The 25,103-nt window shown below is 66.2% G+C and carries 20 protein-coding genes; 7 read left to right on the top strand and 13 right to left on the bottom strand.

Annotation, left to right across the window (positions count from 1 at the left end):
- Positions 1 to 24 precede the first annotated feature (24 nt).
- Positions 25 to 2,010, bottom strand: a complete 1,986-nt coding sequence (locus ACODTJ_RS06795; protein ID WP_454657214.1) for a hypothetical protein — start codon at positions 2,008 to 2,010, stop codon at positions 25 to 27.
- 131 nt (positions 2,011 to 2,141) lie between these two features.
- Positions 2,142 to 2,930, bottom strand: a complete 789-nt coding sequence (locus tag ACODTJ_RS06800) for a hypothetical protein (protein ID WP_454657215.1) — start codon at positions 2,928 to 2,930, stop codon at positions 2,142 to 2,144.
- 581 nt (positions 2,931 to 3,511) lie between these two features.
- Between ACODTJ_RS06800 and ACODTJ_RS06805 the strand changes: the two genes are divergently transcribed.
- Positions 3,512 to 4,207, top strand: coding sequence for a transposase (locus tag ACODTJ_RS06805; protein ID WP_454657216.1), 696 nt, complete (start codon positions 3,512 to 3,514; stop codon positions 4,205 to 4,207).
- A 55-nt stretch (positions 4,208 to 4,262) separates the two neighbouring features.
- Here the strand turns inward: ACODTJ_RS06805 and ACODTJ_RS06810 are convergent, their stop codons facing one another.
- Positions 4,263 to 4,724, bottom strand: coding sequence for a hypothetical protein (locus tag ACODTJ_RS06810; RefSeq protein ID WP_454657217.1), 462 nt, complete (start codon positions 4,722 to 4,724; stop codon positions 4,263 to 4,265).
- A gap of 44 nt (positions 4,725 to 4,768) precedes the next feature.
- Between ACODTJ_RS06810 and ACODTJ_RS06815 the strand changes: the two genes are divergently transcribed.
- Entirely contained in the window at positions 4,769 to 5,350 is a 582-nt protein-coding gene (locus ACODTJ_RS06815) for a hypothetical protein (protein WP_454657218.1), read from the top strand.
- Between the two features lie 84 nt (positions 5,351 to 5,434).
- On the opposite strand, the gene ACODTJ_RS06820 is transcribed toward ACODTJ_RS06815, so the two are convergent.
- On the bottom strand, positions 5,435 to 6,745 hold the full coding sequence (locus ACODTJ_RS06820) for an amidase family protein (protein ID WP_454657219.1): 1,311 nt from the start codon (positions 6,743 to 6,745) through the stop codon (positions 5,435 to 5,437).
- Positions 6,746 to 6,980: 235 nt separating this feature from the next.
- Between ACODTJ_RS06820 and ACODTJ_RS06825 the strand changes: the two genes are divergently transcribed.
- The 4 genes from ACODTJ_RS06825 (at position 6,981) to purU (ending at position 12,748) form a co-directional block, all read left to right on the top strand.
- Positions 6,981 to 8,447: an NAD-dependent succinate-semialdehyde dehydrogenase gene (locus ACODTJ_RS06825; protein WP_454657220.1), complete on the top strand. Its 1,467-nt coding sequence runs from the start codon at positions 6,981 to 6,983 to the stop codon at positions 8,445 to 8,447.
- A 14-nt stretch (positions 8,448 to 8,461) separates the two neighbouring features.
- Positions 8,462 to 9,232: a DeoR/GlpR family DNA-binding transcription regulator gene (locus ACODTJ_RS06830; protein ID WP_454657221.1), complete on the top strand. Its 771-nt coding sequence runs from the start codon at positions 8,462 to 8,464 to the stop codon at positions 9,230 to 9,232.
- Positions 9,233 to 9,306: 74 nt separating this feature from the next.
- A complete protein-coding gene (locus tag ACODTJ_RS06835; RefSeq protein ID WP_454657222.1) occupies positions 9,307 to 11,727 on the top strand; it encodes a GcvT family protein in 2,421 nt (806 codons plus the stop codon).
- 115 nt (positions 11,728 to 11,842) lie between these two features.
- The gene (gene purU, locus ACODTJ_RS06840) at positions 11,843 to 12,748 is read left to right on the top strand and encodes a formyltetrahydrofolate deformylase (RefSeq protein WP_454657223.1); all 906 of its coding nucleotides are present in this window, start codon (positions 11,843 to 11,845) and stop codon (positions 12,746 to 12,748) included.
- A gap of 2 nt (positions 12,749 to 12,750) precedes the next feature.
- Here the strand turns inward: purU and ACODTJ_RS06845 are convergent, their stop codons facing one another.
- Together ACODTJ_RS06845 and pbfA are read right to left on the bottom strand one after the other, a co-directional pair.
- Entirely contained in the window at positions 12,751 to 13,764 is a 1,014-nt protein-coding gene (locus ACODTJ_RS06845) for an NAD(P)-dependent oxidoreductase (protein ID WP_454657224.1), read from the bottom strand.
- A 7-nt stretch (positions 13,765 to 13,771) separates the two neighbouring features.
- Complete coding sequence (gene pbfA, locus ACODTJ_RS06850; RefSeq protein ID WP_454657225.1) at positions 13,772 to 15,133, bottom strand: (R)-1-hydroxy-2-aminoethylphosphonate ammonia-lyase; 1,362 nt, start codon at positions 15,131 to 15,133, stop codon at positions 13,772 to 13,774.
- A 299-nt stretch (positions 15,134 to 15,432) separates the two neighbouring features.
- On the opposite strand from pbfA, the gene ACODTJ_RS06855 reads away from it, so the two are divergent.
- A complete protein-coding gene (locus ACODTJ_RS06855; protein WP_488847946.1) occupies positions 15,433 to 16,320 on the top strand; it encodes a LysR substrate-binding domain-containing protein in 888 nt (295 codons plus the stop codon).
- Here ACODTJ_RS06855 and ACODTJ_RS06860 read toward each other — a convergent pair.
- The 7 genes from ACODTJ_RS06860 to ACODTJ_RS06890 all read right to left on the bottom strand — a co-directional run bounded on the left by ACODTJ_RS06860 (position 16,312) and on the right by ACODTJ_RS06890 (position 25,035).
- Positions 16,312 to 17,043, bottom strand: coding sequence for a metallophosphoesterase family protein (locus tag ACODTJ_RS06860; protein WP_454657227.1), 732 nt, complete (start codon positions 17,041 to 17,043; stop codon positions 16,312 to 16,314). The genes ACODTJ_RS06855 and ACODTJ_RS06860 overlap by 9 nt on opposite strands.
- Positions 17,044 to 17,125: 82 nt before the next feature.
- Positions 17,126 to 18,841, bottom strand: coding sequence for a putative 2-aminoethylphosphonate ABC transporter permease subunit (locus ACODTJ_RS06865; RefSeq protein ID WP_488847948.1), 1,716 nt, complete (start codon positions 18,839 to 18,841; stop codon positions 17,126 to 17,128).
- Positions 18,838 to 19,920: a putative 2-aminoethylphosphonate ABC transporter ATP-binding protein gene (locus tag ACODTJ_RS06870; protein WP_454657229.1), complete on the bottom strand. Its 1,083-nt coding sequence runs from the start codon at positions 19,918 to 19,920 to the stop codon at positions 18,838 to 18,840. Before ACODTJ_RS06870 ends, ACODTJ_RS06865 begins: the two co-directional genes overlap by 4 nt.
- 123 nt (positions 19,921 to 20,043) lie before the next feature.
- Positions 20,044 to 21,063, bottom strand: a complete 1,020-nt coding sequence (locus ACODTJ_RS06875; protein WP_454657230.1) for a putative 2-aminoethylphosphonate ABC transporter substrate-binding protein — start codon at positions 21,061 to 21,063, stop codon at positions 20,044 to 20,046.
- Between the two features lie 108 nt (positions 21,064 to 21,171).
- Positions 21,172 to 22,623 (bottom strand): phosphonoacetaldehyde dehydrogenase, encoded by a 1,452-nt coding sequence (phnY, locus tag ACODTJ_RS06880; protein WP_454657231.1) that lies wholly within the window; start codon positions 22,621 to 22,623, stop codon positions 21,172 to 21,174.
- 1 nt (position 22,624) lies between these two features.
- Positions 22,625 to 23,872 (bottom strand): phosphonoacetate hydrolase, encoded by a 1,248-nt coding sequence (gene phnA / locus ACODTJ_RS06885; RefSeq protein WP_454659003.1) that lies wholly within the window; start codon positions 23,870 to 23,872, stop codon positions 22,625 to 22,627.
- Positions 23,873 to 23,889: 17 nt separating this feature from the next.
- A complete protein-coding gene (locus tag ACODTJ_RS06890; RefSeq protein ID WP_454657232.1) occupies positions 23,890 to 25,035 on the bottom strand; it encodes a 2-aminoethylphosphonate--pyruvate transaminase in 1,146 nt (381 codons plus the stop codon).
- Positions 25,036 to 25,103: the final 68 nt, after the last annotated feature.

Raw genomic sequence — 25,103 nt, forward strand, 5'->3', positions numbered from 1 at the left:
CTGCCCCGTTCCTGTTGTTACGCTTCAGACCATGATGCTCGACGTCAGATGATCCTGCTGGGGATCGACAGTGTGCGCGTGCGGACAATCGGGCTCCGGCTCGTGCGCCGCTTGCTCGGCGAAGGCGACGAGCTCCGGCACCAGCGTGGTCGTGTCGTGGATCGTCACGGTGTCACTGTCGGTGACGATGTCGACCTGGATCAGCACGGCTTCCTCATAGGCATCGCCGCCGAGATAGTTGGAGGTCGAGAGGAGGCCGGGATCGACGATGACAGCTTCGTTGAGCGCGCTGTTGCCGCCCGCCGCCAAGCCCTGCTCGGTCCCCGCGCTGGCGCTGGCCTGGATGCTCTGGTCGCCATCGATCAGGAAGTTCACCTGCGTGATGACGTTGACATCGTAGTAGTCGCCGGAAGCGTAGAGAATCTTCAGCGTGCCCGAGGCGCTGCCATAGAGCTGCCAGTCGGCATCGGGAGTGAGGATGGTCGCACCGTCCGCGAGCAGACCCATCAGATCGTGATGGGCGTCGAGCATCGGCTTGAAGGCCGGCGCGTCGTAGCTCTCGATGGTGGCCCGGTTGGCCAGGCTGTTGAAGCCCGTGGTGACGGTCGTCTCGCCATCCTCTCCGCCGGTGCTGTAGAGCTTGGCGGAATCGGGATCGAGCATGACGTTGTACTGGTAGATCCAGTCCGCGCGATGATAATTCCCGCCGATGATGATGATGTCGTAGCTGTCGAACCCGAAAACCTTGGTCAGGTTGATCTGCAGGTTCTCGCCGGTGCCGAGATTGAAATAGGTGCCGCCTTCCGCCTGCACCGTCCGGTCGTTGTCGTCGAGACCGTTGAACTGAACGATCGACTTCACGTCGTAGAAGTCGCCGGACATGACGTCGACGACCCAATGCGGGGTGCCGGCCGCGCCGCGGACGCTGATCGTCGATTCATGCGTGATGAACTCGGCGATGTTGTGGACCTCGTTGCCCGCCGTCTTCACGATCGGTGAGAGATCCCCCGCGACGGCGATGTCGACATCGTCGTTGTCGACCAGGATGTTCACCTGGACGATGCCGCGGCTGTAGAAATAATCGCCGCCGACCGTCATCGAGCCGACGGCCTCGTTGGCATCGACGATCACGGCCGCATTGACCTGCGTGTTCAGGCCGGTTTCGGCCAGTGTCGCGACGCCTCCGGTCGGACCCGCAAGGTCCAGTTTCGCCTCGACGACGAGCTCGGCCGGCGCCTCGACCGGCCGCCAGGGCGCGATGTCGAGCAATGTCGGGGCGTAAGGCTCGGGAGCATTGGCGACGCCATCGACGATGCGCCCCACCCGCGCGGCGTCCACGGAGGTGCCTTCCGGATAGGGGCTGCCGGTCTCGGCCCAAGCAGCGTCGCGGCCGGAAATCAGCGCGACGGCGCTCTCGGTGCCGAACCGGAAGGCTGTCGCCATATCGGGAATGCCGTCCGGCACGACGTCGTTCGCCTGCGTCACCAGTTCGGCGAAACGATCGCCGAGTTGCAGTTCCGGCGGAACCACGACGCTGCCATCGGCATAGCGGATGTCGTCCGAGGTGATGAGATCGCGATCGCTCAGAATGTTGACCTGGCGAATCTGGGTCAGGTTCTCGGTACCGCCTTCCCGGTATTCGACGGTGATGACGCGCGGCGAGGCGCCCATGCCGAAACCGAGTTGATCGGCTTGAAGCGGAAGGGGCTTGAGCGGCGGCGAGACCGGCGCCAGAGGCCGGCTCAGGGCGCCGAAGCCCGCCGGCGACAGGTCTTGGCCCAGGCTCCCCGGCGGACGCGACGCCAGCGTCTCCTGGATCGTCGTCGGAACCGAGACCAATTCATCGAAAGCAAGCCCGCGAAGCAGCTCGCGTGCGGAATCGTGGAAATCCGGCGGCAGTGGCGACCACTGGTCACCTTCGTAGAAGGTCGGGGTACGCGCAACGGAATCGGCGAGATGCAGATACCCGATGAAGTGCCAGATGGTCTCGGTGATGCCGCCAGCCTGCATGGCATAATCCTCCGCTGCGTCCGGCTCGCACCGGGTGGGAAGATTCCACGCGCATCTCGCGCATGAGGAGAAGGATTACAGAGCGAAAACCGCGCGGGCCGAACCCGCGCGGTCGCTGACCTGGTCAGGTCTTAGAGGGAATCGTACGCGTCCCCGGAAACCATCGTCGCATCGACAGAGTTGAACTGGATGTTCGCACCCTGGACGATCGACTGGGTGAAGGCTTCCTGGCTGACACTGGCAGCGGCGGTCGCCGCGGCAGCACCGCCGAAGTCGCCGTCATCGCCGGTGAGCGAGCCGATATAGGCCTCAGCCGTGCCGCCCCTCGCGGTGGCGGTCATGCTGAAATCGCCCACCGAGTTCGGATCATCCCAGCAGCCCGCATCGGCCAAGCCACCGGCCGTGTAGCTCACGGTCGCGCTGGACAGCGAGTCGTTGTCGGTCAGGTTGTTGATCTGGTCGAGATTGAACTGGTTACCCGTCGTGAGCGACTGGGTGACGACATCCGGCATGACGATCGAGTTAGTGAGGCCGCTGATGGTCTCGATGTCGATCGCGTCGGGATCGATCGGGCCATCCGGCTCAGGCGCTTCAGCATCGACATCGACCCTCACATTCACGTCGACGCGGGTGTTGACGTGATTGTTGATGTCGTTGGTGACCTCGTTGTAGTTGAGGTTGCCGTTGGCATTGAGATTGCCGTTACCGTTCAGGTTGCCGTTGCCGTTCAGGTTACCGTTAGCGTTCCAGACTTCGGTCTCGACGGCCTGCCCGGCATACTGGAACTGGCCCTGCCCCTGGCCTTGTCCCTGACCCTGACCCTGACCCTGACCCTGACCTTGTCCCTGACCCTGGAGTTCGGCCTGAGCCTGCAATTGGGCCTGATCTTGATTGTCGTCATGTTTCTGAGGCTTAGGCATGACACGCTCCTGATGTTCAGGAAACATCGCGACGTGCCGGATATGCGCCTCTCTTCTGCGCTGCGCGTTCCGTCACAAACGATGCCGATTGAATGAAAACGTCATGCTTTTTGGAACTTCGTCGCGCCGATACAGCGAAACTTCCTTCCCCGGGGTATGGAGCCCGGATAGACGCGGTCCTAAATCATTGGCCTCCCTCCCGATCACTCATTGTGGAATTCTCATTCCGAATGAACCCTCGGGTGATATTTTTATTCTGAAGCATTCAACCGGAATGAAGCGAAAAAACGTAGCATCGATCATATGCGCGAGCGTCAACCCGCACCGATGCCTACAAGATCTGAATAAATATTCCTCGCGGCCGTCATAGATCGCGCGGGCTTCAATTTAACAAGCCCGTGAGATTAGAAACTAAACTCGGATGCCTTTTGTGATTTTTGTTCCATCGGAGGCAGTCCGTTGCTATAAAGAGCCATGACGCACCGGGTGCGTCAACGTGTCGAATAAATACCCTGCGTTAACCGATTGTTGACTTTCATCGACCCAGGGATCGTCCCCTTGCTGCGCGCCGGAGGCTGGCTATGCCTTACGCCGTCCGCCTGCACGACGAACGAGCCGCCTTCCTCTCGCTGGAAGCGCTGATCTGGCGCGACGGGCCGGTTTGTCCGCATTGCCGGGAAAACTCCCGCCTCGGCCGGCTGAGTGGGTCAAGCTGCTCGATCGGCACCTGGAAATGCTACGCCTGCCGCAAGCCCTTCACGGTGAGGCACGGCACGATCTTCCAGAACAGTCACGTCCCGATGCATGTCTGGCTGCAGGGGCTCTACCTCCTGATGTCGAGCGGCCACCGCCTGAGTTCGCAGAAGCTCGGGCAGATTCTCGGCATTTCCGTCCGAACGGCCTGGCATCTGAAAGGCAAGATCGCAGCAGGGCTCGCGGCAAAAGAGGGCAATGTCGATGCTCCACCGGCGGGAACCTGGCCGCCACTCGATATCCGGGCGCCCCTGCAGCAGGAAGTGGCATCGCCGCCGCAGCCTGGACAGGCGGTCTATCGGGCACGCTACGAGCGCTTCCTCAACGCTCTCGACAATCTCGCCTCACCGTGCAGCGACACCGCCTTCTTCGACGCGCTTCACCGATTGCTGGCCTATTCCTCTCCCGCCCGCCCGTCCGCCGCACGTTTCGTGACGGCCGGAGAACAGCAGCTCGAACTGAGCCTGTTCGACGAGCCGGAACAGCAGATGGACTGTTGCGGGCAAGACGATGCCCGGCTCTAGTGCGCCAGGGCGGCCGCGGCGCGGGTCTTCAGCCACGCCGCCTGCCGTGACGTCGTCAAACACCCAGGCGCCCGCCCTGCACCCGCGCGAGCGGATGATCGACATGCTCCTCCCAGAGCAGCACCAGCGTCGCATCCATCGCTTCGTTGTCGTCCGGATCGCCGCCACGTCCCGACATCGCCTCCAGGAACGCAGCCGCGCCACCGACACCGGCGGCGAAGGCCGGATCGGCGCGGCTGCTCCACAGACAGATCTCCTCCCCGATCAGCTCGGGGCCAATCCCGGTCACCGCATTCAGAACATCGGCCTGTACGGCGGCGAGCGTATCGCTGCGCATCGGGCCGCAATCACGTTGCGCGACCAGCGTGACGAGCGTCGCGAGGAAGCCGATGATCTGGGGGTGCAGCCAGTCGCCCGCCTGCAGGCCGTCGGCAGTGCCCGCTGCTCCGCGCAGAAAGGGGTCGAGGGTGGCGTGAGCCAGCCGCCGTGCCCTGCGGATCTTGAGCAGCTCGAACATGGCCTCCTCGCCCCACCCGAAACCTCGCCTTGAAGGGGGGAGCTATGCGCAGGCCCGCGAAGGGAACATCGGTCCTGCCGCCCCGCCCGGATTTCGACGCACTGGAGATCGTCTCCGCGCGGCGTTCGTCCGAGCGCAGGCTAGCCTTCATGAACCTGGTAGGCGACCTGAATCTTGCGTGGTCGAACGACGAGAGCCTGTTCATCTACATATTGATGCTCCTGCTCGGCACGAACGAGCGGGCGGCGGCCATCGTCTTCGCCACGCTGAACACGACGCGGGCGCGGCTCGACCTGGTGCAGCGCCTCGCCAAGATCGCTCCGCTCGACAAGGCGGTGCGCGGCGAGATCAACGACATCGTCGAGCGCTTCTCGGCCGCGACGCGGCTGCGCAACGACCTCAGCCACGCGACCTTCGTCATCGATGCCGAGGGCGAGATCACCCATACCCAGCACATGAAGGTGGAAGAGAGCCGCGGCAACCTGCGCTTCGGCCTACGCAAGGCCGTCGACCACGACCGGCTGGAGGAAATCTCCCGCACGATCCAAGGTCTCCAAGCGCTCAACCGCCGGATCTGGGACCTGATGCCGGTGCTGGAGCAGGCTATGGCCGGACCGGAGAAATAGGCCCGGCCGGACCCAGGCCCCGGCTGGATTGCCATTCCTGGCCAGGCTGGGGTGGCCGAATGTCCGGCCTCCCCGCCTCAGCCCTCAAGCGCGAGAGAGCGCCGCCTCGACGCTCGCCGCCATCGCCAGCAAGGAGCGGTCGGCGCCGCGCCGGCCGATCAGCATCATCCCGACCGGGAGCGAGCCTGCGGGAACCGGCAAAGGCAGCGAGAGCGAGGGCGTATCGAGCAGGTTGCCGACGCGAGGGTTACGCAGCACGAGGCCGTTGGCATGGTGGAAGCCGGCATCATCCGCAACCGAAGCCAGGAGCGGCGCCCGGATCGGGGTCGTCGGCAGGAGGTAGACGGTCTCGTCGGTCATCGCCGCCTCGAAAGCCGCGACCGCCGCGGCACGCCGGCGCTGCATGCGGACATAGTCGACGCCGAGGATGCCGGCGCCCAGTTCAATGCGCGCGCGCGTCTTGGGATCGACCTCGTCGAGGCCGTCGACGCCGAGATCGCGCAAGGTCGCGCCAAGTTCGATCGAGGGGAAGCCGCCGATCTTGTCGAGCGCTGCCAGGGCATCGAGGCTCGGGTCGAGCGAACCATCCTCAACGCTGAGGCCGGCACGCCGCAGCCGCTCCAGGCCGGCCTCGAACGCCTCGGCGACCTCGCTCTCCATCGCATCGAACAGCCGTCCGCGCGCGATCACGAAGCGGGCCTGCGGCCGCGGTGCCAGCGGCGCATGCGCCTCCCCGGCGAGGACGGCGTCGGTGATGGCGCAGTCGGCGACACTGCGGGCGATGGGGCCGACCGTGTCGAGCGTGCTGGAGAGGGAAAAGGCGCCGGTCGTCGGAACGCGGCCCGAAGTCGGCTTGAAGCCAACCGCGCCGGTCAGGGCCGACGGGATGCGGATCGAGCCGCCGGTATCGCTGCCGATCGCGATCTCGGCCATGTCGTCGACCACCGAGACCACGGCGCCCGAAGATGACCCGCCCGGCGCGCGGCTGCGATCGTGCGGATTGCCCGCAACCGGATCATGGGAGTTTGTGCCGAGCGCAGAGAAGGCGAATTCCGTCATCTGCGTCTTGCCGACGATAACGGCGCCGGCGGCGCGCAGACGCTGGACGATCGGGGCATCAGTGGCGGCCGGCGGCTGGCGGCGCAGGACGGCTGCTCCCGCCCGCGTCGTCTCGCCCGCCACATCGAAAAGGTCCTTGATCGAGACGATCCGGCCGTCGAGCAGTCCCAAGGGCTTTCCGGCCGCGATCCGGGCGTCGGAAGCCTCGGCCTCGCGCCGCGCCGCAGCTTCGTAGAGCGCCGTGAAGACCTTCCCGCCCTCGAGCCTGGGGTCGCGAATCCGGGCGAGCGCCTGGTCGAGGCGCATGGCGGCGGACGGGCGGGAGCTTTCGGTCATCGGAACACCTTTCTCGAACCACGACGCCGACGATCAAAAGCTTGGGATCAGCACCGGACAGAATCGGTGCGAGCGTATCCGCTGCAACCGCGCCGTAAATGGCTCTTGTTCACATTGCGCCGATCGGCGGCTAGAAATGGCTCGCGAGATTCCGCGGGCAGAACCTCGCCGCCTCGACGTGCCTTGCCTGCAAGGCACGCGGCCGTGCCTCCCCGCATTTCTGAAAGGCTGAAACATGTCCCAGTGGAGCGATTTCAAGCGCGACGCGATCTTCGTCGGCGGGCGCTGGCTGGACAAGGCATCGGGCGGAACGATCGACGTCACCGATCCGGCGACGGGCAAGTCCATCGGCACGGTTCCCTCCGCCGGCGTGACGGAGACGCGCGCCGCGATCGAGGCCGCGCATGCAGCCTTCCCGGCCTGGGCCGCCAAGACCGCACAGGAGCGCGCGGTGCTGCTGCGCAAGCTCGCCGACGAAATCCTGAAGCATCAGGACGCTCTCGCCGAACTTCTGACCCGCGAACAGGGCAAGCCGCTGGCCGAGGCCAAGGGCGAGGTCGGCATGAGCGCGGCCTATGTGCTGTGGTTCGCCGAGGAGGCGCGGCGCGTCTATGGCGACGTCATCCCCTCCCCCTGGGCCGACCGCCGCATCATCGTGACCAAGCAGCCGCTCGGCGTCGTCGGCGCGATCACGCCCTGGAACTTCCCCTCCTCGATGCTGGCCCGCAAGATCGGCCCGGCGCTGGCCGCTGGCTGCACCGTCGTCGCCAAGCCGGCCTCGCAGACGCCCTATTCGGCGCTGGCCTGGGGCATCCTCGCCGAGAAGGCCGGCATCCCGGCCAGCGTCGTCAATGTCGTGACAGGTGACGCCCGCACCGTCGGTGGCGAGCTCACCGGCAATCCGCTCGTGCGCAAGATCACCTTCACCGGCTCGACCCCGGTCGGCAAGGTCCTGCTCAAGCAGGCGGCCGAGACGGTCAAGAAGGTCTCGATGGAACTCGGCGGCAACGCGCCCTTCATCGTCTTCGACGATGCCGATCTCGACCGCGCGGTCGAAGGCGCGATCGCCGCAAAATTCCGCAACTCCGGGCAGACCTGCGTCTGCACCAACCGATTCTATGCGCAGGCCGGCATCTACGACGCCTTCGTCGAGAAGCTGGCGGCCGCAGCCCGCAAGCTCAAGCTCGGCTCGGGCCTCGAGGTCGGCGTGACGCAGGGTCCGCTGATCGACGACAAGGCACTCGTCAAGGTCGAGGAGATGGTGGCGGACGCCACGGCCAAGGGCGGCACCGTCGCGACCGGCGGCAAGCGCTCGGAACTGGGGCTGAGCTTCTACGAGCCCACCGTGATCGCGGGCGCGACCAGCGCGATGCAGTTCGCCCGCGAGGAGATATTCGGACCGGTCGCTCCGGTCTTCCGCTTCGAGACCGAGGCGGAGGCGATCCGGCTCGCCAACGACACCGAGTACGGGCTCGCCTGCTACTTCTACACCCGCGATCTCGGCCGCACCTTCCGCGTCTCGGAAGCGCTGCAATACGGCATCGTCGGCGTAAACGAAGGCATCATCACCACCGAGGTCGCCCCCTTCGGTGGCGTCAAGGAATCCGGGCTGGGCTCCGAAGGCTCGAAATACGGCCTGCAGGACTATCTCGACGTGAAATACACCTGCATCGGCGGACTTGGCGCCGGGGCCACGGCCTAGCCGGTCCCGCCTGAATGACGCGCGACATCGCAGCACGACGACACCACGCCATCCTGGCGAAGCTCGACGAGACGGGCTCCGTCACGGTGGAGGAGCTTGCGCATGTGCTCGACGTGTCGCGCGAGACGGTGAGGCGTGATCTCAAGGCTCTGTCGGCCGGCAGCCTGCTCGCGATCGTCCATGGCGGCGCCATCCGCAACGAACGCTCGGAAGCGTCCTTCGCCAGCCGGCGCACCGTGAACCGCGCCGGCAAGGAGGCGATCGCCGATCTCGCGGTCTCGCTGATCGGCGACGGCATGACCATCCTGCTGGACTCCGGCACGACGACCGAGGCTTTGGCGCGGGCGCTGGCCCGCTCAGACCGCAAGCGCCTGATCGTGCATACCACCTCGCTGGAGAATGCTCGGCTCGTCAGCCGGCTGGGTGGCGCCCGCGTCTTCCTGATCGGCGGCGAGTTCGACCGCAACGAGGATGCGACGACCGGCCCGGAGACGCTCAGGGCGATCGCGCGGCTCTCGGCCGATTTCGCCTTCGTCAGCGTCGGTGGGGTCGATCCGGGCGGATACGCGACCGACTATACCCGTGCCGGTGCCGCCACCCGCACAGCCCTGCTGAACGCGGCCGAGCAAGGCTTCCTGATGGCCGACAACAGCAAGTTCGGGCTCGTCCTGCCCAGCCGCATCGGTGGCGACAAGCCTTGCGCAGGGCTTCTGGTCGACCAGGCCCTGCCCGCCCCGCTCGCCGCGAAACTGGCGGAGCAAGGGGTTCGAGTCCACGCCGGATGAATTGCCCGTTTTTGTGGTTTTTTGTTGTTTTCTGAATTCAGGCCGTTAAGCTGCCTTCCATCGCGGAGGCGCTCATGTCCATTCCCACCCAATCCCGTGTCGTCATCATCGGCGGCGGCATCATCGGCTGCTCGGTTGCCTATCACCTGACCAAGCTCGGCTGGCGCGACGTGCTGCTGCTGGAACAGGGGCGCCTCTCCTCCGGCACGACCTGGCATGCGGCCGGCCTCGTCGGGCAATTGCGCAGCCAGTCCAGCATGACGCGCCTGATCCGCTATTCGACCGAGCTCTACGCCTCGCTGGAGAACGAGACCGGGCTGGCTACCGGCTGGAAGCGCTGCGGTTCGGTCTCGGTCGCGCGCACGCAGGAACGCATGACGCAACTGCGCCGGACGATCTCGGCGGCGCGCGCGCAGGGCGTCGAGATCGAGGAGCTGAGTCCGCAGGAGGCCGGCGATAAATGGCCGGTGATGCGCACCGACGATCTCGTCGGCGGCGTCTGGCTGCCCGGCGACGGCAAGGCCAACCCCTCCGACATCACGCAGGCGCTGGCGCGCGGCGCTCGCAGCGGCGGCGCGACCGTGCGCGAGGGCATCCGCGTCACCGGCATCGAGACGGAGAAGGGGCGGGTCAAGGCGGTGCAGACCGATCAGGGCCGGGTCGAATGCGAGGTGCTGGTCATCTGCGCCGGGCAGTGGTCGCGCGCTATCGGCCAGATGTGCGGCGTCTCGGTGCCGCTGCACTCGGCCGAGCACATGTACATCGTCACCGGCAAGATCGCAGGCGTCTCGCCGGACCTGCCGGTGATGCGCGATCCCGACGGCTATATCTATTTCAAGGAGGAGGTCGGCGGCCTCGTCATGGGCGGGTTCGAACCGGATGCGAAGCCCTGGGGCATGGATGGCATCCCCCATCCGTTCGAGTTCCAGCTCCTGCCTGACGACTGGGACCAGTTCGGCATCCTGATGGAGAACGCGCTCGAGCGCGTGCCGGCGCTGGAAACCGCCGAGATCAAGACCTTCCTCAACGGCCCCGAGAGCTTCACACCAGACAACAACTTCCTGCTCGGCGAGGCGCCGGAGGTGGCGGGCGTCTATGTCGGCGCCGGCTTCAACTCGATGGGTATCGCGTCGGCCGGCGGCGCCGGCCGGGCGCTGGCCGAATGGATCGTCGAGGGCGAGGCGACCAGCGACCTCTGGCCGGTCGATATCCGCCGCTTCGCCGATTTTAACAACAACCCGGCCTGGCTGAAGGACCGCATCAAGGAGACGCTGGGGCTGCATTACGCCATGCCCTGGCCGAACCGCGAACTCGATACCGCCCGCCCCTTCCGGCGCTCGCCGCTCTATGGCCGGCTCGCCGCCAAGGGCGCCGTCTTCGGATCGAAGATGGGCTGGGAGCGCGCGAACTATTTCGCCCGCACCGAAGCGGAGCGCACGATCGGCTATTCCTTCGGCCCGCAGAACTGGTTCGAGACGGTCGCAGCCGAGCACCGCGCCTGCCGCGAGGCGGCCGGGCTCGTCGACATGTCGAGCTTCGCCAAGTTCCTGTTGCAGGGGCCGCAGGCCGAGGTCGCCTTGCAGCGCCTCGCCGCCAATGATGTCGCCGTGCCGGTCGGAACTTCGGTCTATACGGCGCTGCTCAATGCCCGAGGTACGTTCGAGAGCGACCTCACCGCCGCGCGGATCGCGCCCGACAGCTATCTCCTGCTCACCGGCACCGCCCAGGCGACACGCGACGCCCACTGGATCAGGCGCCAGTTGCCTGAAGGCGTGACGCTGACGGACGTGACCTCGTCCTATGCCGTGCTTTCGCTCGCCGGGCCGAAGGTGCCCGAGCTTCTGGCCCGCCTCTCGCCGACCTCCTTCGACCTCGCCGATTTCCCGGCCAACGCCATCCGCAAGATCACGATCGGCTATGCCACGACCTGGGCCTGCCGCCGCTCCTATCTCGGCGACGGCTTCGAGCTCTACGCCCCCGTCGAGTTCACCGCCGCGATCTATGACGCGCTCCATGAGGCCGGGGCCGATCTCGGACTGGTGGATGCCGGCTATTACGCCGTCGATTCCCTGCGCATCGAGAAGGGTTTCCGCGCCTGGGGCCGCGAACTGACGCCGGACGTGAATCCGTACGAAGCGGGCCTCGGCTTCGCGGTGAAGCTCGGCAAGGGCGACTTCCTCGGCCGCGAGGCACTCATCACTGCCAAGGCCGCGCCGCGCACCAAACGCCTGATCGCCCTTGTCGGGCCGCGCCCGGACGGGCAGATGGCCTGGGGCGGCGAAGCGATCCTGGCGGATGGCAAGCCGGTCGGCGAGATCACCTCGGCCGCCTTCGGCGCGAGCCTCGACGGGATCGTGGCGCTGGGCTGGGCTTCAAGCGATCAGCCGATCGACCAGGCCTGGCTCGATGCACGGAGCTGGTCTATCGACCTCGCCGGCACCACGGTTCCGGTCAGCGCGAGCCTCGCGGCGCCGCTCGACCGCAAGGCGCTCTAGATCATCGCGCGTCCTGAAGGACGCGATCACGATGATCTATCTCATTGGCGTTGCATCGGATTTATCCGAAAAATGGATTCCACTTTTCGGTCCGATGCACTAGAGAAACGAGACCATGACTGAGGCCCATTCCGCGCACGCCCCTGCCCTCGGGCGGGACTTCAAGGTGCAGAAGCCCGACCGCATCCTGACTTTGTCCTGCGAGGACCGGCCGGGCATCGTCCACGCCGTCAGCGGCGTGCTCTACCGCCATGGCTGCAACATCCTCGAAAGCGCGCAGTTCAGCGATCCGCGCGACGGCCGCTTCTTCATGCGCGTCGCCTTCGCGACGGGCGAACGCTTCGACGAAGCCGCGTTCCGGCGCGAGTTCGACGGCGTCGCCGGCACCTTCCGCATGGATTGGGACGCGATCGACGCTGCCGCGCCGGCGCGGGTGCTCCTGATGGTCTCGCGCTTCGGCCATTGCCTGAACGACCTGCTGTTCCGGCAGGCGACAGGTAATCTCAATATCGAAATTCCCGCCATCGTCTCCAATCACCGGGATTTCGAGGCGCTGGCCAAGAGCTACGGCATTCCTTTCCACTACCTGCCCGTCACACCCGCCACCAAGGCCGAGCAGGAAGCGCGCCTGCTCGAGATCGTCGCGGAGACGAATTCATCGCTGGTCGTGCTCGCCCGCTATATGCAGGTGCTGTCGAATGATCTCTGCCGGGCGCTGGATGGGCGGGCGATCAATATCCACCATTCCTTCCTGCCGAGCTTCAAGGGCGCCAAGCCCTATCATCAGGCCTATGATCGCGGCGTGAAGCTGATCGGCGCGACCGCGCATTACGTAACGCCCGATCTCGACGAAGGCCCGATCATCGACCAGGACGTCGGCCGTGCCGACCACTCACTGGCGCCGGACGATCTGGTCAGCGCCGGCCGCGACATCGAGGCCGTCGTGCTGGCCCGGGCGCTGAGGCTCCATATCGAGCGCCGGGTGATGCTGGCCGGCCGCCGCACAGTGATCTTCCGCTAGGCTCAGGCGAAGGCGACATTCCGCGTCTGCGCCCGCAGGCGCGGGTCGTGCGAGCGGATCTGGACCGGCCTGCCGTCGAGGATCTCGAAGCAGCGCGCCAGCGTGTCGTCGGAGAGGCGCCGCATCGCCTCGAGCGTGAAGAAGGTCAGGTGCGGGAACAGGATGACGTCGTCGCGGCCGAACAGCGGGCTGAGCGGGTGGCCGGAGCGGGCGAGCGGCTCCTGGCTGTAGACGTCGAGCCCGACGCCGCCGAGCTTCCCCGCCAGCACCGCCTCGACCAGCGCCACCTCGTCGATCAGCGCGCCGCGCGAGACATTGACGAGGATCGCATCCGACTTGAGGCAAGCCAACTCGGCCCGGCCGATGATATGGCGTGTCGCGTCGTTCAGGACGCTGTGCAGCGAGACGAGATCGCATTGCCGGAGCATCGCGTGGAGGTCGTCGACCTTCTCGATCCCGGCCGCCGCCATGGTCGCGGCATCGACATACGGATCGTAGCCGAGGACGCGCGCCCGGAACCCCTGCCCCGCCATCCGCGCCATGCTGCGCCCGATCTTGCCAGTGCCGACCAGCCCCAGCGTCGCGCCGGCGATATCGCGGCCTAGCCAGCGAGCAGCCGGCCAGATCCAGCCCTCGCTCTGCATGGCGCCTCCGATCTCCGGCAGGCGCTTCGCGAGCGCGATCACCAGGGCGAAGGCGCCCTCAGCGACCGTCTCCTCGGCGTATTCGGGCACGTTGACGACGGGGATGCCGCGCGCGCTCGCGGCGGGAATATCGATCGCGTCGATGCCGACGCCGTATTTGACGATGCCCTTGAGTTTGGGCGCCGCCGCGATCACCCGCGCAGTGATGGGCGTGTAGCACATCAGCAGCAGATCGGCGTCGGCGACCTCCCGCATCAGCGCCTCCTCCGAAATCCCGTCGGGCAGCGTGACGAGCTCGACGCCGCGGGCGCGAAGCCCTGCGTCGATTTCCGGGCATTCCAGTTCCTGATCGGTGCGAACAGCCTTCATCATCGCCCTCTCAGCCGGCCAGGATTGCCTGCTCGACAATGCCGAGCGCGCGTTCGAGATCGGCCCGCGCGATTATCATCGGCGGCGACAGGGTCAGCACATTACCCTGGCTGATCTTGAAGCTCAGGCCTGCCTCCAGGCAACGGTAATAGACCCGCTCAGCCAGGGCGTTGTCCGGCCTCCAGGCATCGCGATCGGAGACGAGTTCGACCCCGAAGAGCAGGCCGCGCCCGCGCACGTCGCCGACGGCCGGGCAGCTCGCGCCGAAATTCCGCAGGCGCTCCATCGCATAGGCGCCCAGTTCGGCCGCGCGCTCGGTCAGCCCCTCCTCGCGGATGATGTTGATCGTCGTCAGCGCCGCGCGGGTGGTGACCGGGTTCTTCTCATGGGTGTAGTGGCCGATCGCATAGCCGCCGGCGACATCGAGATCGCGCCGCGCCACCACGGCGGCAATCGGCAGGATGCCACCGCCCAGCGCCTTGCCGAGCACGACCATATCGGGCTGCACTTCGTCATGTTCATGGGCGAAGAAGCGCCCGGTCTTGCCGAGCCCGGTCGGGATCTCGTCGAAGATCAGGAGCGTGCCGTGACGGTCGCAGGCCTCGCGCACGCTCTTCCAGAAGCCCGGCGCCGGCGGATAGGGCGTCGCCCGCATCGGCTCGGCGACGACGGCCGCGACATCCCCTTCCCGCGCCAGCACATAGGAGATCATGCGAGCGCAGGCGCGGGCCGAATCCTCCAGATTGTCATGGCCATAGGCACAGTTGCGGGTGCCCCAGGGCGCGACATGCTCGGCGCCGGGGAGGAGCGGTCCGGCGATCCCGGAGCGGAAGGTCGCCTCGCCGCCGACGCTGGAGGCGCCGAAGCCGGCGCCATGGAAGGCGTCCCAGAAGGACAGGGTCTTGAACCGGCCGGTCGCGGCACGCGCGAGCCGCAGCGCCACCTCGATCGCATCCGAGCCGCCGGTGGTGAAGAGCACCTTGCCGAGATCGCCCGGCGCCATCCGCCCGAGCGTCTCGGCCAGTTCGACGGCGGGTTCGCAAGTAAAGCGGCGCGGCGCGAAGCAGAGATTGTCGAGCTGTGCCTTGATCGCCTCCTTCAGGCGCGGATGGCCGTAGCCGATATGGTGGACGCTGTTGCCATGGAAATCCATGTAGCGCCGCCCCATCGTATCCTCGATCCAGATGCCCTCCGCCTTGGCGATGGCGGTGAGGCAGGGGCTCGACAGGCTCTGATGCAGGAAGGCGGCGGAGTCGCGCGCGAGCAATGCGCGGGTTCCGGCATCGCCGATCCCGGCAGACCAATCGCTGCGCGCCGCGGAGGTGTTGGATTCGCCCTCGGTATGGACGATGGCGGCGGTTTCGGCGCGCATGGCAGGATCCCGTTTTGTCCCTGCCGCCTGATGATTTCTCTCGGAACCACGGCGTCATTCCGGGCTTGCCCCGGGATCCATCGGAGGGCTCCGGAGCCCCATAATGGATCCCGGATCTGCGCGGCTTCGCCGCTTGCCCGGGATGACGCGGTGGTTCTGTCGGAAATCAGCAGGCTCCAGGGGGACTCTCTCGTCTCAGAATGCCCTTGCTTCGTCGATCTGAAAAATCGCTATTTCATATCCAAGTATAAATTCTAGCGATATCATTCCGGATCGATTTTTCCGAGGTTCCGCCCGCCATGCGTTATGTCCAGCTCCGGGCCTTCCATCAGGTCGCGCTGTCCGGCGGCTTCTCGAAAGCAGCGCTCGCGCTCAATCTCACCCAGCCGGCGATTTCGGATCAGGTCCGCAAGCTGGAAGAGGAGTACGATGTCGCGCTGTTCAGCCGTCGCCATCGACAGGTCGTCCTGACGCCGGCCGGCCAGAGGCTGCTCGCCGTCACGCATCGCCTGTTCGGGGCTGAGGGCGAGGCGCTGGAGCTGCTGCAGGAGGAGCGTTCGCTGCGGACCGGCGCCCTCAGGATCGTCGCCGATTCCGTGCATCATGTGCTTGATGTGCTCACGGCCTTCCGCGGGCGCCATCCCGGCATCCAGGTCTCGATCTCGCAGGGCAATACCGGCAGCATCGTCGAGACGTTGATCGGCTACGATGCCGAGATCGGCGTGCTCGGCGAACTCGCCGACGAGCGGCCGTTCGAAGTGCTGCCGCTCAATGTCTCACCGATCATCGCCTTTGTCGCGAAGGACCACCCGGCGGCGGGGCGCGCAAGCCTTACCCTTCAAGAGCTTGCGAGCTGGCCACTGGTCATGCGCGAACGCGGATCGCGCACGCGGCAGTTGCTGGAGCAGCGGGCGGCGGAACAGGGCGTCGCCCTCGCCTATGCCGTGGAGGCGGAGGGCCGCGAAGCGGTGCGCGCCATCGTGGCGGCGGGCGGCGGCATCGGCTTCGTCTCGGCTGCCGAGTTCGGCGAGGACGATCCGCGGCTCGTCCGCATCCCACTCGACGGGCCGGCGCTGCTGATGCACGAGAAGCTGATCTGCCTGCACGAACGCCGCAACAGCAAGGCGATTCAGGCCTTTTTTGCGCTGGCGCGGTCCCTGCGCGGCCAGTCTCTGACGCTAGGGTAGCACCCTGCCCGTCCGCAGCGCATGCGCCCAATCGGCGCGACCGTTCTGCTCGGCGCGACGCGCGGCATGCTCCCAGTCGTAGACGGCGAGATGGTGCTCGATCGCGATCTCCGCGCCGAGCGTCACCACGGCGAAGCGGGCATGCGGCATGCCGCTCTCGGAGACATGGGCCGGATTCGTGTCGCGATAAGCGGGGTTCCCGACGCTGCCGGGATTGAGCACGATCGCACCGGAGCTCAGGCGCGCCGCACGCGGCAGATGGCTGTGCCCGCAGAGCATCAGCGGGGCTGAGCGCCCGGCGAGGCGCTGCTCGATCGTGGCGATCGGCGACGGCATGAGATGGCCGTCATGCTCCTCTTCCATCAGGTAGGTTTCATCATCCCCGGGGCTGGCATGGAAGCAGAGCGCGCCCTCGACCGTGATCTCGACCGGCAATCCGGCGAGCCAGGCGCGGGCTTCCGGGTCGAGCGCCTGCCAGGCGTAACCGTCCGACTCGCCGAGCCCCAGGGCCGAGGCCGCGCCCAACGCCCGGTCGTGATTGCCCCGGACATGGGTGATCTCGCGCGAGCGCAGCAAGGCGACCGCCTCGGCCGGCCAGAGCGGCCCGGAGGCGCAATCGCCGAGATTGATCAGGCGATCGACGGATAGGTCGTCGAGCCTGGCCAGCACCGCTTCGAGCGCCAGCAGGTTTCCATGGATATCGGCGATCACTCCAAGGCGCACGCTGGTCTCTATCCCCAGAGGTTCGGTTCCGCAGCCTAGCGAGCCGCGGCGGCAGGGCAATGCCCGCTGCCGCAACCCGTACCTAGCGCTGGCGCCATTGCTGCAGGCGGCCGAAGACCAATTGGTCGAGGCCGACATGGGCGAGCTTCACGGCAATGGCGGTGACCATGATGACGCTCGCCATGCCCGCGGCGGAGGCCATCGCGCCGGCCTCGTCCATATGGACGATCGCGATCGAGGCGAGCTTGGTGTCGGCCCCGTAGAGGAAGATCACGGCGGAGACCGTGGTCAGCGCATTGACGAAGACATAGACGGCGATGTCGAGGATCGCGGGCAGACAGATCGGCGCGGTCACGCGGCGGAAGGTCGACCAGAACGGCACCTTGAGCGAGGCCGAGACCGACTCGAACTCGCCGTCGAGCTGCTTCAGGCTGGTCAGCGCCGTGATGTGGCCGACCGTGTAGAAATGCGCGACGGTGTTGATCACCAGGATCGCCAGCGTCCCGTAGAGAAAGCCGAGCGGGTTCCAGCCGGCATTGTAGAAGAAGACATAGCCGAGGCCGAGCACGAGACCGGGCACCGCCATCGGCAGCATCGCCAGGAACTGGGCGAAGCCGCGCAGCCGCGGGAAGAGCTTCACCTTCTCGATCAGGTAGGCGCCGGTGAAGATCAGCGCCGTGCCGATCAACGCCGTCAGCGAAGCCAGCAGCAGCGAGTTGTGATACGGCCCCCAGCCATCCGGCTCAACCGTGGAGAAGTCGTAGTTGCCCAGGGTCAGCGAGAGATTATAGGGCCAGTATTTGACGAAGGAGCCCCAGAAGGCGACGGCATAGGGGCCGACGATGGCGAGTGCGATCAGGCTGACGAAGCCGAGAAGCGCGAGGTCGCGGTGCCGATCCGGCTTGGGGACGTAAGGCACGGCGCGGGCCGAGAGCATGGCGCTCTGGCGCCGCTGCACAACGCGGTCGACGAAGAAGGCGAGCACGGCCGGCACCAGCAGAATGATGCCGACGACGGCGCCCATCGGGAAGTTCTGCTGGCCGACGACCTGCCGGTAGGCGTCGGTCGCCAGCACGCTGAACTGCCCGCCGATCACCTTGGGAATGCCGAAATCGGTGATGACCAGCGTGAAGACGACGAAGGTCGCGCTGATCACGCCATAGCGCGCGCCCGGCAGGGTGATCGTGTGGAAGATGCGCCAACGCGAAGTGCCCATCGCGTCCGCCGCCTCGCGCAAGCGCCCATCGGAGAGCGCCAAAGCCGTGACGAGGATCAGCATCGCGTGGGGGAAGCAATAGAGCACCTCGGCGGCGATGATGCCGACGGGGCCGTAGAGCGAGGCGCCCATCATCCAGGATTTCAGGATGCCCTGGTTGCCGAAGAGATAGATCAGCGCGAGGCCCGACAGCAGCGAGGGCGCGAAGACCGGCACCATCGCCGCGGCATAAAAGGCCCCCTTGGCCGGGATGCAGCTGCGGCGCAAAGCATAGGCATAGAGGAAGGCGAGCGGCACCACGATCGCCGTGGTCACGCCGGCGACGAGCAGGCTGTTCAACAGCGAATAGAACAGCGCGGGCGTCGTCGCGTAGCTGACGAAATTCGCGAGCCCGACGAACTTGCCGTCCGTGTTCTCCAGGCTCTTGGAGAGCAGCGCCCAGAGCGGCAGCGCGATGATCAGGACCAGCACCGCGCAGAGCGCCAGGATCAGCGCCCCGGCAACATGGCGTTCGCTGATCCGCGGCGCCGAGACTTTCACGGGCGTATCGGTCATCGGCAGGGGCTGTGCGAGATCGCTCATCGTCCCTCCCCGGCGAAGACGTGCAGGGCCTCGGGCGGAAAGGCGACGGTGCGCACCTGGCCCGGCACGATCCCGAGATCGCGCATGGCATTGGACGAGAAGTCGGCGGCGATCCGGGTCGCGCGCGAGCCCGTAGGCTGGAGATGCGCCCGGCAGAAGGAGCCGAGGAAGGCGAGATCCCCGATCGTCGCCTCGAAGCGGTTCGGCGTCTCCGCGCCGATGCCGCGGGTGCGGACCTCCTCCGGCCGCATCGCCAGACGCACCGGCGTGCCTGCGGCGAAGGGCGCGGCATTGGCGACGACGAGGTCGAGTTCGTCGACCCTTACCTTGCCGGGTCCGGTCACGATCGCATCCATGAAGGTCATGTGTCCGACGAAATCGGCGACGAAGGGCGTTGCGGGGCGGCGGTAGATCTCCTCGGGCGAGCCGACCTGCTCGACGGCGCCGTCGCGCATCACGACGATGCGGTCGGCCATGGCGAGCGCCTCCTCCTGGTCATGGGTCACCATGATCGTGGTCACCCCCAGCCGCTGCTGCAGCGAGCGCATCTCGTCGCGCAGGCGCTCCCGGACCTTGGCATCGAGCGCCGAGAGCGGCTCGTCGAGCAGGAGCAGTTCCGGCGAGGTGGCGAGAGCGCGCGCCAGCGCCACGCGCTGCTGCTGGCCGCCCGAGAGCTGGACCGGATATTTCTTGCCCTGCTCAGGCAGGCCGACGAGCGTCAGCAACTCGGCGACGCGCTTGGTGATCTCATCGCGGGTGCGGCGGCGGTTGACCAGCCCGTAGCCGACATTGTCGGCGACGGTGAGATTGGGGAAGAGCGCGTAGGATTGGAAGACGATGCCGAAATCGCGCTCGGACGGGCTCGCCCGCGACACGTCGCGGCCGCCCATATGGATGGTGCCGCTATCCTGGAGATCGAGGCCGGCGACCGCCCGCAGCAAGGTCGTCTTGCCGCAGCCGGACGGGCCGAGGAAGCAGACGAACTCGCCGCGATGGATGTCGAGGTCGATGTCGTGCAGCGCCCGGAACGCGCCGAAACTCTTGGCGAGGTTGCGGACCGAAAGAAATGGGGTCGTCATCGTGGACATCGTGCCGGCCTTCATATGAACGGGCAGAGACCCGCCCCGCACTGGCGGCGAGGCTTCTCTTACGTCTTGCACAGACCATGCCGCCGCCCGCACGGACGGCGGCATGGCTGAGGCTCAGTTCTTCGGCACAGCCTTGGACTCGTAGCGCTTCGACCATTCGGCGAGCACGCGGTCGCGATTATCGGCCATCCAGCCGAGATCGTTCTTGATCATGCCCGCCTCGGCGTTGGCGGGGTAGTTCGCCGGCTTGGTCCCGACGCCCGGCGCGGCGACGATGGCATAGGTCTTGGAATAGAGCTCGTTGGCGTCCTTGGTCGTCGACCAGTCGGCGATCTTCTTGGCGAGCGCGAGGTTCTTGGAGCCCTTGACGATGGCGCTGGCTTCCATCTCCCAGCCCACGCCTTCCTTCGGGATCACAACCTCGATCGGCGCGCCCTTGCTCTTCTCGGAGGCGCCGCGCATGTCGAGCGCCAGCCCGATCGTGCGCTCGCCGCGCGCGGCCTGGACACAAGGCGCCGAGCCGGAATGAAGGTAGGCGCCGATATTCTCATGCAGCCCGTCCATGAACTTCCAGCCTTCGGCCTCGCCCATGCTCTGCAGCCAGCCAGCGACCATGAGGTAGCCGGTGCCCGACGAAGCCGGGTGCGGCATCACGATCTTGCCTTTGAAGGCCGGGTTGAGCAGGTCCTTCCAGGAGCTGGGAACGGCCACGCCCTTGGCCTCGGCGGTATTGTAGCAGACAACGCCGAGATAGGCGTCCATGCCGGTCCAGGTATAGGGCTCCTTGCTGTCGCGGAAGACCGGCTTCAGCGCGTCGGCGCCGGCGGGCTTGTAGGTCTCGAGCAGGCCGGCCTTCTCGAACATCAGCAGGCTCGACGCCGCCAGCCCCATCACCATGTCGGCACGGGGATTGTCCTTCTCGGCGAGGAAGCGGGCGGTAATCACGCCGGTCGAGTCACGGACCCAGACGACCTCCGCCTCGGGCACGGCCTTCTCGATCGAGGCCTTGAAGGGCGCGAGCTGGTCATTCTCCAGGGCGGTGTAGACGGTCACTTTCGTCTTCTGTGCGTGAGCCATGCCGGGAAGCGCGAGCGCGATAGCCCCGATGACGCAGGAAGCAAGCCAGTTCTTCATGTTCTCATCCCCTGTTTTTCGATTGGTTTGAACGCTCTTGCGACGTTTTCTTCCCCTGACAGACGAAAACGCAGGCGGATCGCTCCGCCTGCGTTGGCTTTTCTTGTTTCACGCGGTCCAGGGCATCGACCACGTCTTGACGTTGGTGAAGGATTTCATGGCCTCGACGACACCCTCCTTGTAGCCGAGGCCGGAATCCTTGATGCCGCCAAAGGGAGACATCTCGATCCGGTAGCCCGGCACTTCCCAGAGATTGACCGTGCCGACCTCGAGATCGGCGACGAAACGCTGGATGTAATCGTAGCGGTTCGTGCAGATGCCGGAAGAGAGACCATAGGCGGTGGAGTTGGAGATCCTGATGACCTCGGCGATGTCGTCGGGCACGCGGATGATCGGGATCACCGGGCCGAAGGTCTCCTCATGCACCAGCTCGCAGGTGTAGGGGATCTTGTCGACCACGGTCGGATGGAACAGCGCTCCCTCCGCCCGCTTGCCGTGGAGCACCTCTGCGCCCTTGGTCACGGCATCGTCGACGCGGGCCTGGAAGAGCGCGGCCGAGCGGGCGTTGATGACGCAGCCGACATCGGTTTCCGGATCCATCGGGTCACCGCATTTCAGCTTCTTGGCCTTCTCGACGACCAGCTTGGAAAAGGCGTCTGCGACGCTCTCGACCACCAGGATGCGCTTCACCGCCGTGCAGCGCTGGCCCGAATTCTTGGTCGCGCCGGTGACGGCAAGCTCCGCCGCCTTGTCGAGATCGGCATCCTCCATGACGATCAGTGGGTCGTTGCCGCCGAGCTCCAGCACGATGCGCTTGTAGCCGGCCTTGTCGGCGATGTGCTTGCCGACACGGACGGAGCCGGTGAAGGTCACCAGATCCGCATCAGGATCGGTGATCATGGCGTCGCCCATGGTCGAGGGATTGCCGGTGACGACCGAGAGCATCTCCGGCGGCAGGCCGGCTTCATAGAGCACGTCGGCGAGCGCCAGCGCGGTCAGCGGGGTCAGTTCGGTCGGCTTCAGCACGAGGCGATTATTGGTCGCGATCGCCGGGGCCAGCTTGTGGCTGACCATGTTGAGCGGGTGGTTGAACGGGGTGATCGCCGAGATCACGCCGAGCAGCGGCTGGCGTGTGGTGAAGATCTTGCGCGCCTTGCCGTTCGGCGAGATGTCGCAAGAAAACATCTCGCCATCGTCCTTGATGGTGAGCTGCGCCGCGAAGGACCAGACGTCGTAGGCGCGGCTCGCCTCATAGAGCGAGTCCTTCCAGCACAGGCCGGCTTCCGCCGTGATCAGCTTGGCGAAGAGCTCCTTGCGGTCGCGCAGCAACTCGGCGGTCTTCTGCAGGATCTGCTGACGCTCGTAGCGCGAGAGCGTCGGCTTGAAGGCCTTGGCCTTGGCGAAGGCCTCGCGGACATGCTCGGGCCGGGCCGCCGGGATCAGGCCGACGAGGCTGTCGTCATAGGGGTTCTTGACCTCGACCATGTCGTCGGTCGTGACCAGCTTGCCGGCGATGCGCATCGCCTCGCGCCGCACCGGCGGCTTCACCGCAGCGTTCATCTCAGCTCACCAGGTTCAGGGCGACGTCGAAGACGTCGAAATTGCGTAAGGTTCGGCCCTCCGGCACCGTGATCGGGCGGTTGGCGATCATCGGCACGCGCTGCTCGGTGATGCCGCCATGCGAGCGCAGCGGCTCGGTCAGGCCCGAAAGATCGTGCCTGTCCGGCGAAGTGCCGATCACCTTCTGGCGCGTCGAGACGACCACGACATCGCCGATCCGGTCGGCCGGCAGTTCGAAGCGCTCGCAGGCCTCGGCGGAGGTTACCGCCAGCGCGATGCCGTCGAGGCCGGAGATGCGGGCCGCAACCTCTTCCTGGCTGGCGCCATCCGGCAGATAGACCGTGGCGAAGGAGCCGAGCGCGCCGTGATGGACGACGTAAGGATCGGTGATCGGCAGGATCACGCGCATCGTGCCCCGGCCGTACCACTCGTCCATCAGGCTCTGGAGATAGACGACATCCGGCTCGCCATTGGCGAGATGCTTGTCGTTCATGCCGTGGTCGGCGGTGATGACCAGCGTGCAGCCGAGCGCGTCGAGCTTGCCGACATAACCGTCGAACATGGCGTAGAAGCTATCGGCCATCTCCGAACCGGGCGCAGCCTTGTGCTGCACATAGTCGGTGGTCGAGAGATACATCAGGTCCGGCTTGAACGTCTCCAGCAGCTTGACGCCGGCGGCGAAGACGAACTCGGAGAGATCGGCCGAGTAGACCGACGGCACGGGCATGCCGACGAAATCGAGCACGTTCTCGATGCCGTTTTCCGCCTTGTTGGCCTTGTTGGCCTTCTCCGAGGAGAAGGCGATCGCGCTGCCGGACGCAAAGTCGAGCCCCTTGCCGAGCAACGTGCGCAGCTTGTCCTTGGCGGTGACCATCGCGACCTTGTGGCCGGTCTTCTGGAACTCCGCGAGGATGGTCGGCGCCCGCAGGAAGCGGGCATCGTTCATCATCACCTCTTCCTTGGCCTCGCGGTCATAGAAGAAGTTGCCGGCGATGCCGTGCACGGCCGGCGGGCGGCCGGTGATGATCGAAAGGTTGTTCGGGTTGGTGAAGCTCGGGATCACCGAATAGGCATGGGTGCTGGCGCCGGTCTTCATGATCCGGTCGAGGTTCGGCGTCAGGCCCTTGGCGCTGGCCGCCTCGATATAGGCCGGCTCCGAGCCGTCCATGCAGATCACCACCGTCGGGCGCTGCGGCCGGGCATAATTACGGCCGTTCGCAACGACATCCGCGCCGATCTTCGTGTGCATTGTCATCTCAGGGCTCCTCACGCGGCCGACTTCAGGCCGACGCCCATTTCATCAAGGACATCCGACACTGTGGCGACGAAGGCGCGCATGTCCTGCGCACCGAGCGCGCCGATGCAGCCGATGCGGAAGCTGTCCGCGACCGTCAGCTTGCCGGGATAGATGACGTAGCCGGCGTCCTTCAGCGCGTCGTAGAAGCGCTGGAAGACGAAATTCTTGTCCTCGGGCATGTGGAAGGTGACGATGATCGGCGCCTGCCGGGCCGCCGGCAGCAGCGTTCGGAAGCCGAGCCCTTCCATGCCCTCGATCAGGATGCGGGCATTCTCGGCATAGCGCTCGCCGCGCCCAGCGACGCCGCCCTCGGCCCAGAATTCCTGCAAAGCCGCGTGGAAGGCGACGATGACGTGGATCGGCGGCGTGAAGCGGTACTGGCCGGTGCGCTCGAAGCCGGCATTCTGGTCGTAGAGATCGAGCACCAGCGTGGTGGCGTTGTCCTTGGTCTCGGCCAGCGCGCTCTTGCGGGCGATGACGAAGCCGAGGCCGGGAACGCCCTGGATGCATTTGTTCGAGGAGGCGGCGACGGCGTCGAAATAGACCTCGCGGCTGTCGAGCGGCAGGGCGCCGAAAGCGCTCATGGAGTCGACCAGCAGGCGACGGCCATGGCGCTTGGCCAGCGCGGCGATCGCCTCGACCGGGTTGCGGATGCCGCTCGTCGTCTCGCAATGGACAGTGAAGATGTGGGTGATGCCGGCATCGGCGACCAGCATGCGGTCGACCTCGGCGAGATCCGGCGGGGTGTCCTCGGCGGTCTCGTGCACGGCAACGGCGCGGCCGGCGATCTCCAGGATGCGTTTGGCGCGCTGGCCATAGGCGCCGTTGATCAGGACCAGGATCTTGCCGTCGCGCGGCACGAAGGTGGTCAGCATCGCCTCGACGGCGAAGGTGCCGGAGCCCTGCATCGGCACGGTGACGAAGTCCTCGCCACCATGGATAATCTTCGGCAGCTCTTCCAGAACCGCCTTGTTGATGCCGACGAAGGTCGCGTCGCGCGAGCCCCAGTCATGCACCATCGCCTCCTTGATGGCCTTGCTGGTGGTCAGCGGGCCGGGGGTCAGGAGGAGCGGGTCACCGGTTTCGGAGGAGGCAGGGCGGCGGGCCTGGGCCATGATGGTCTCGCGATGTGTTGCGGCGGATGACCCGGACGCTAGGACCGCGATTGACATAGGTCCAATAC

The organism is Allobosea sp. FG18 (genome assembly GCF_057809495.1).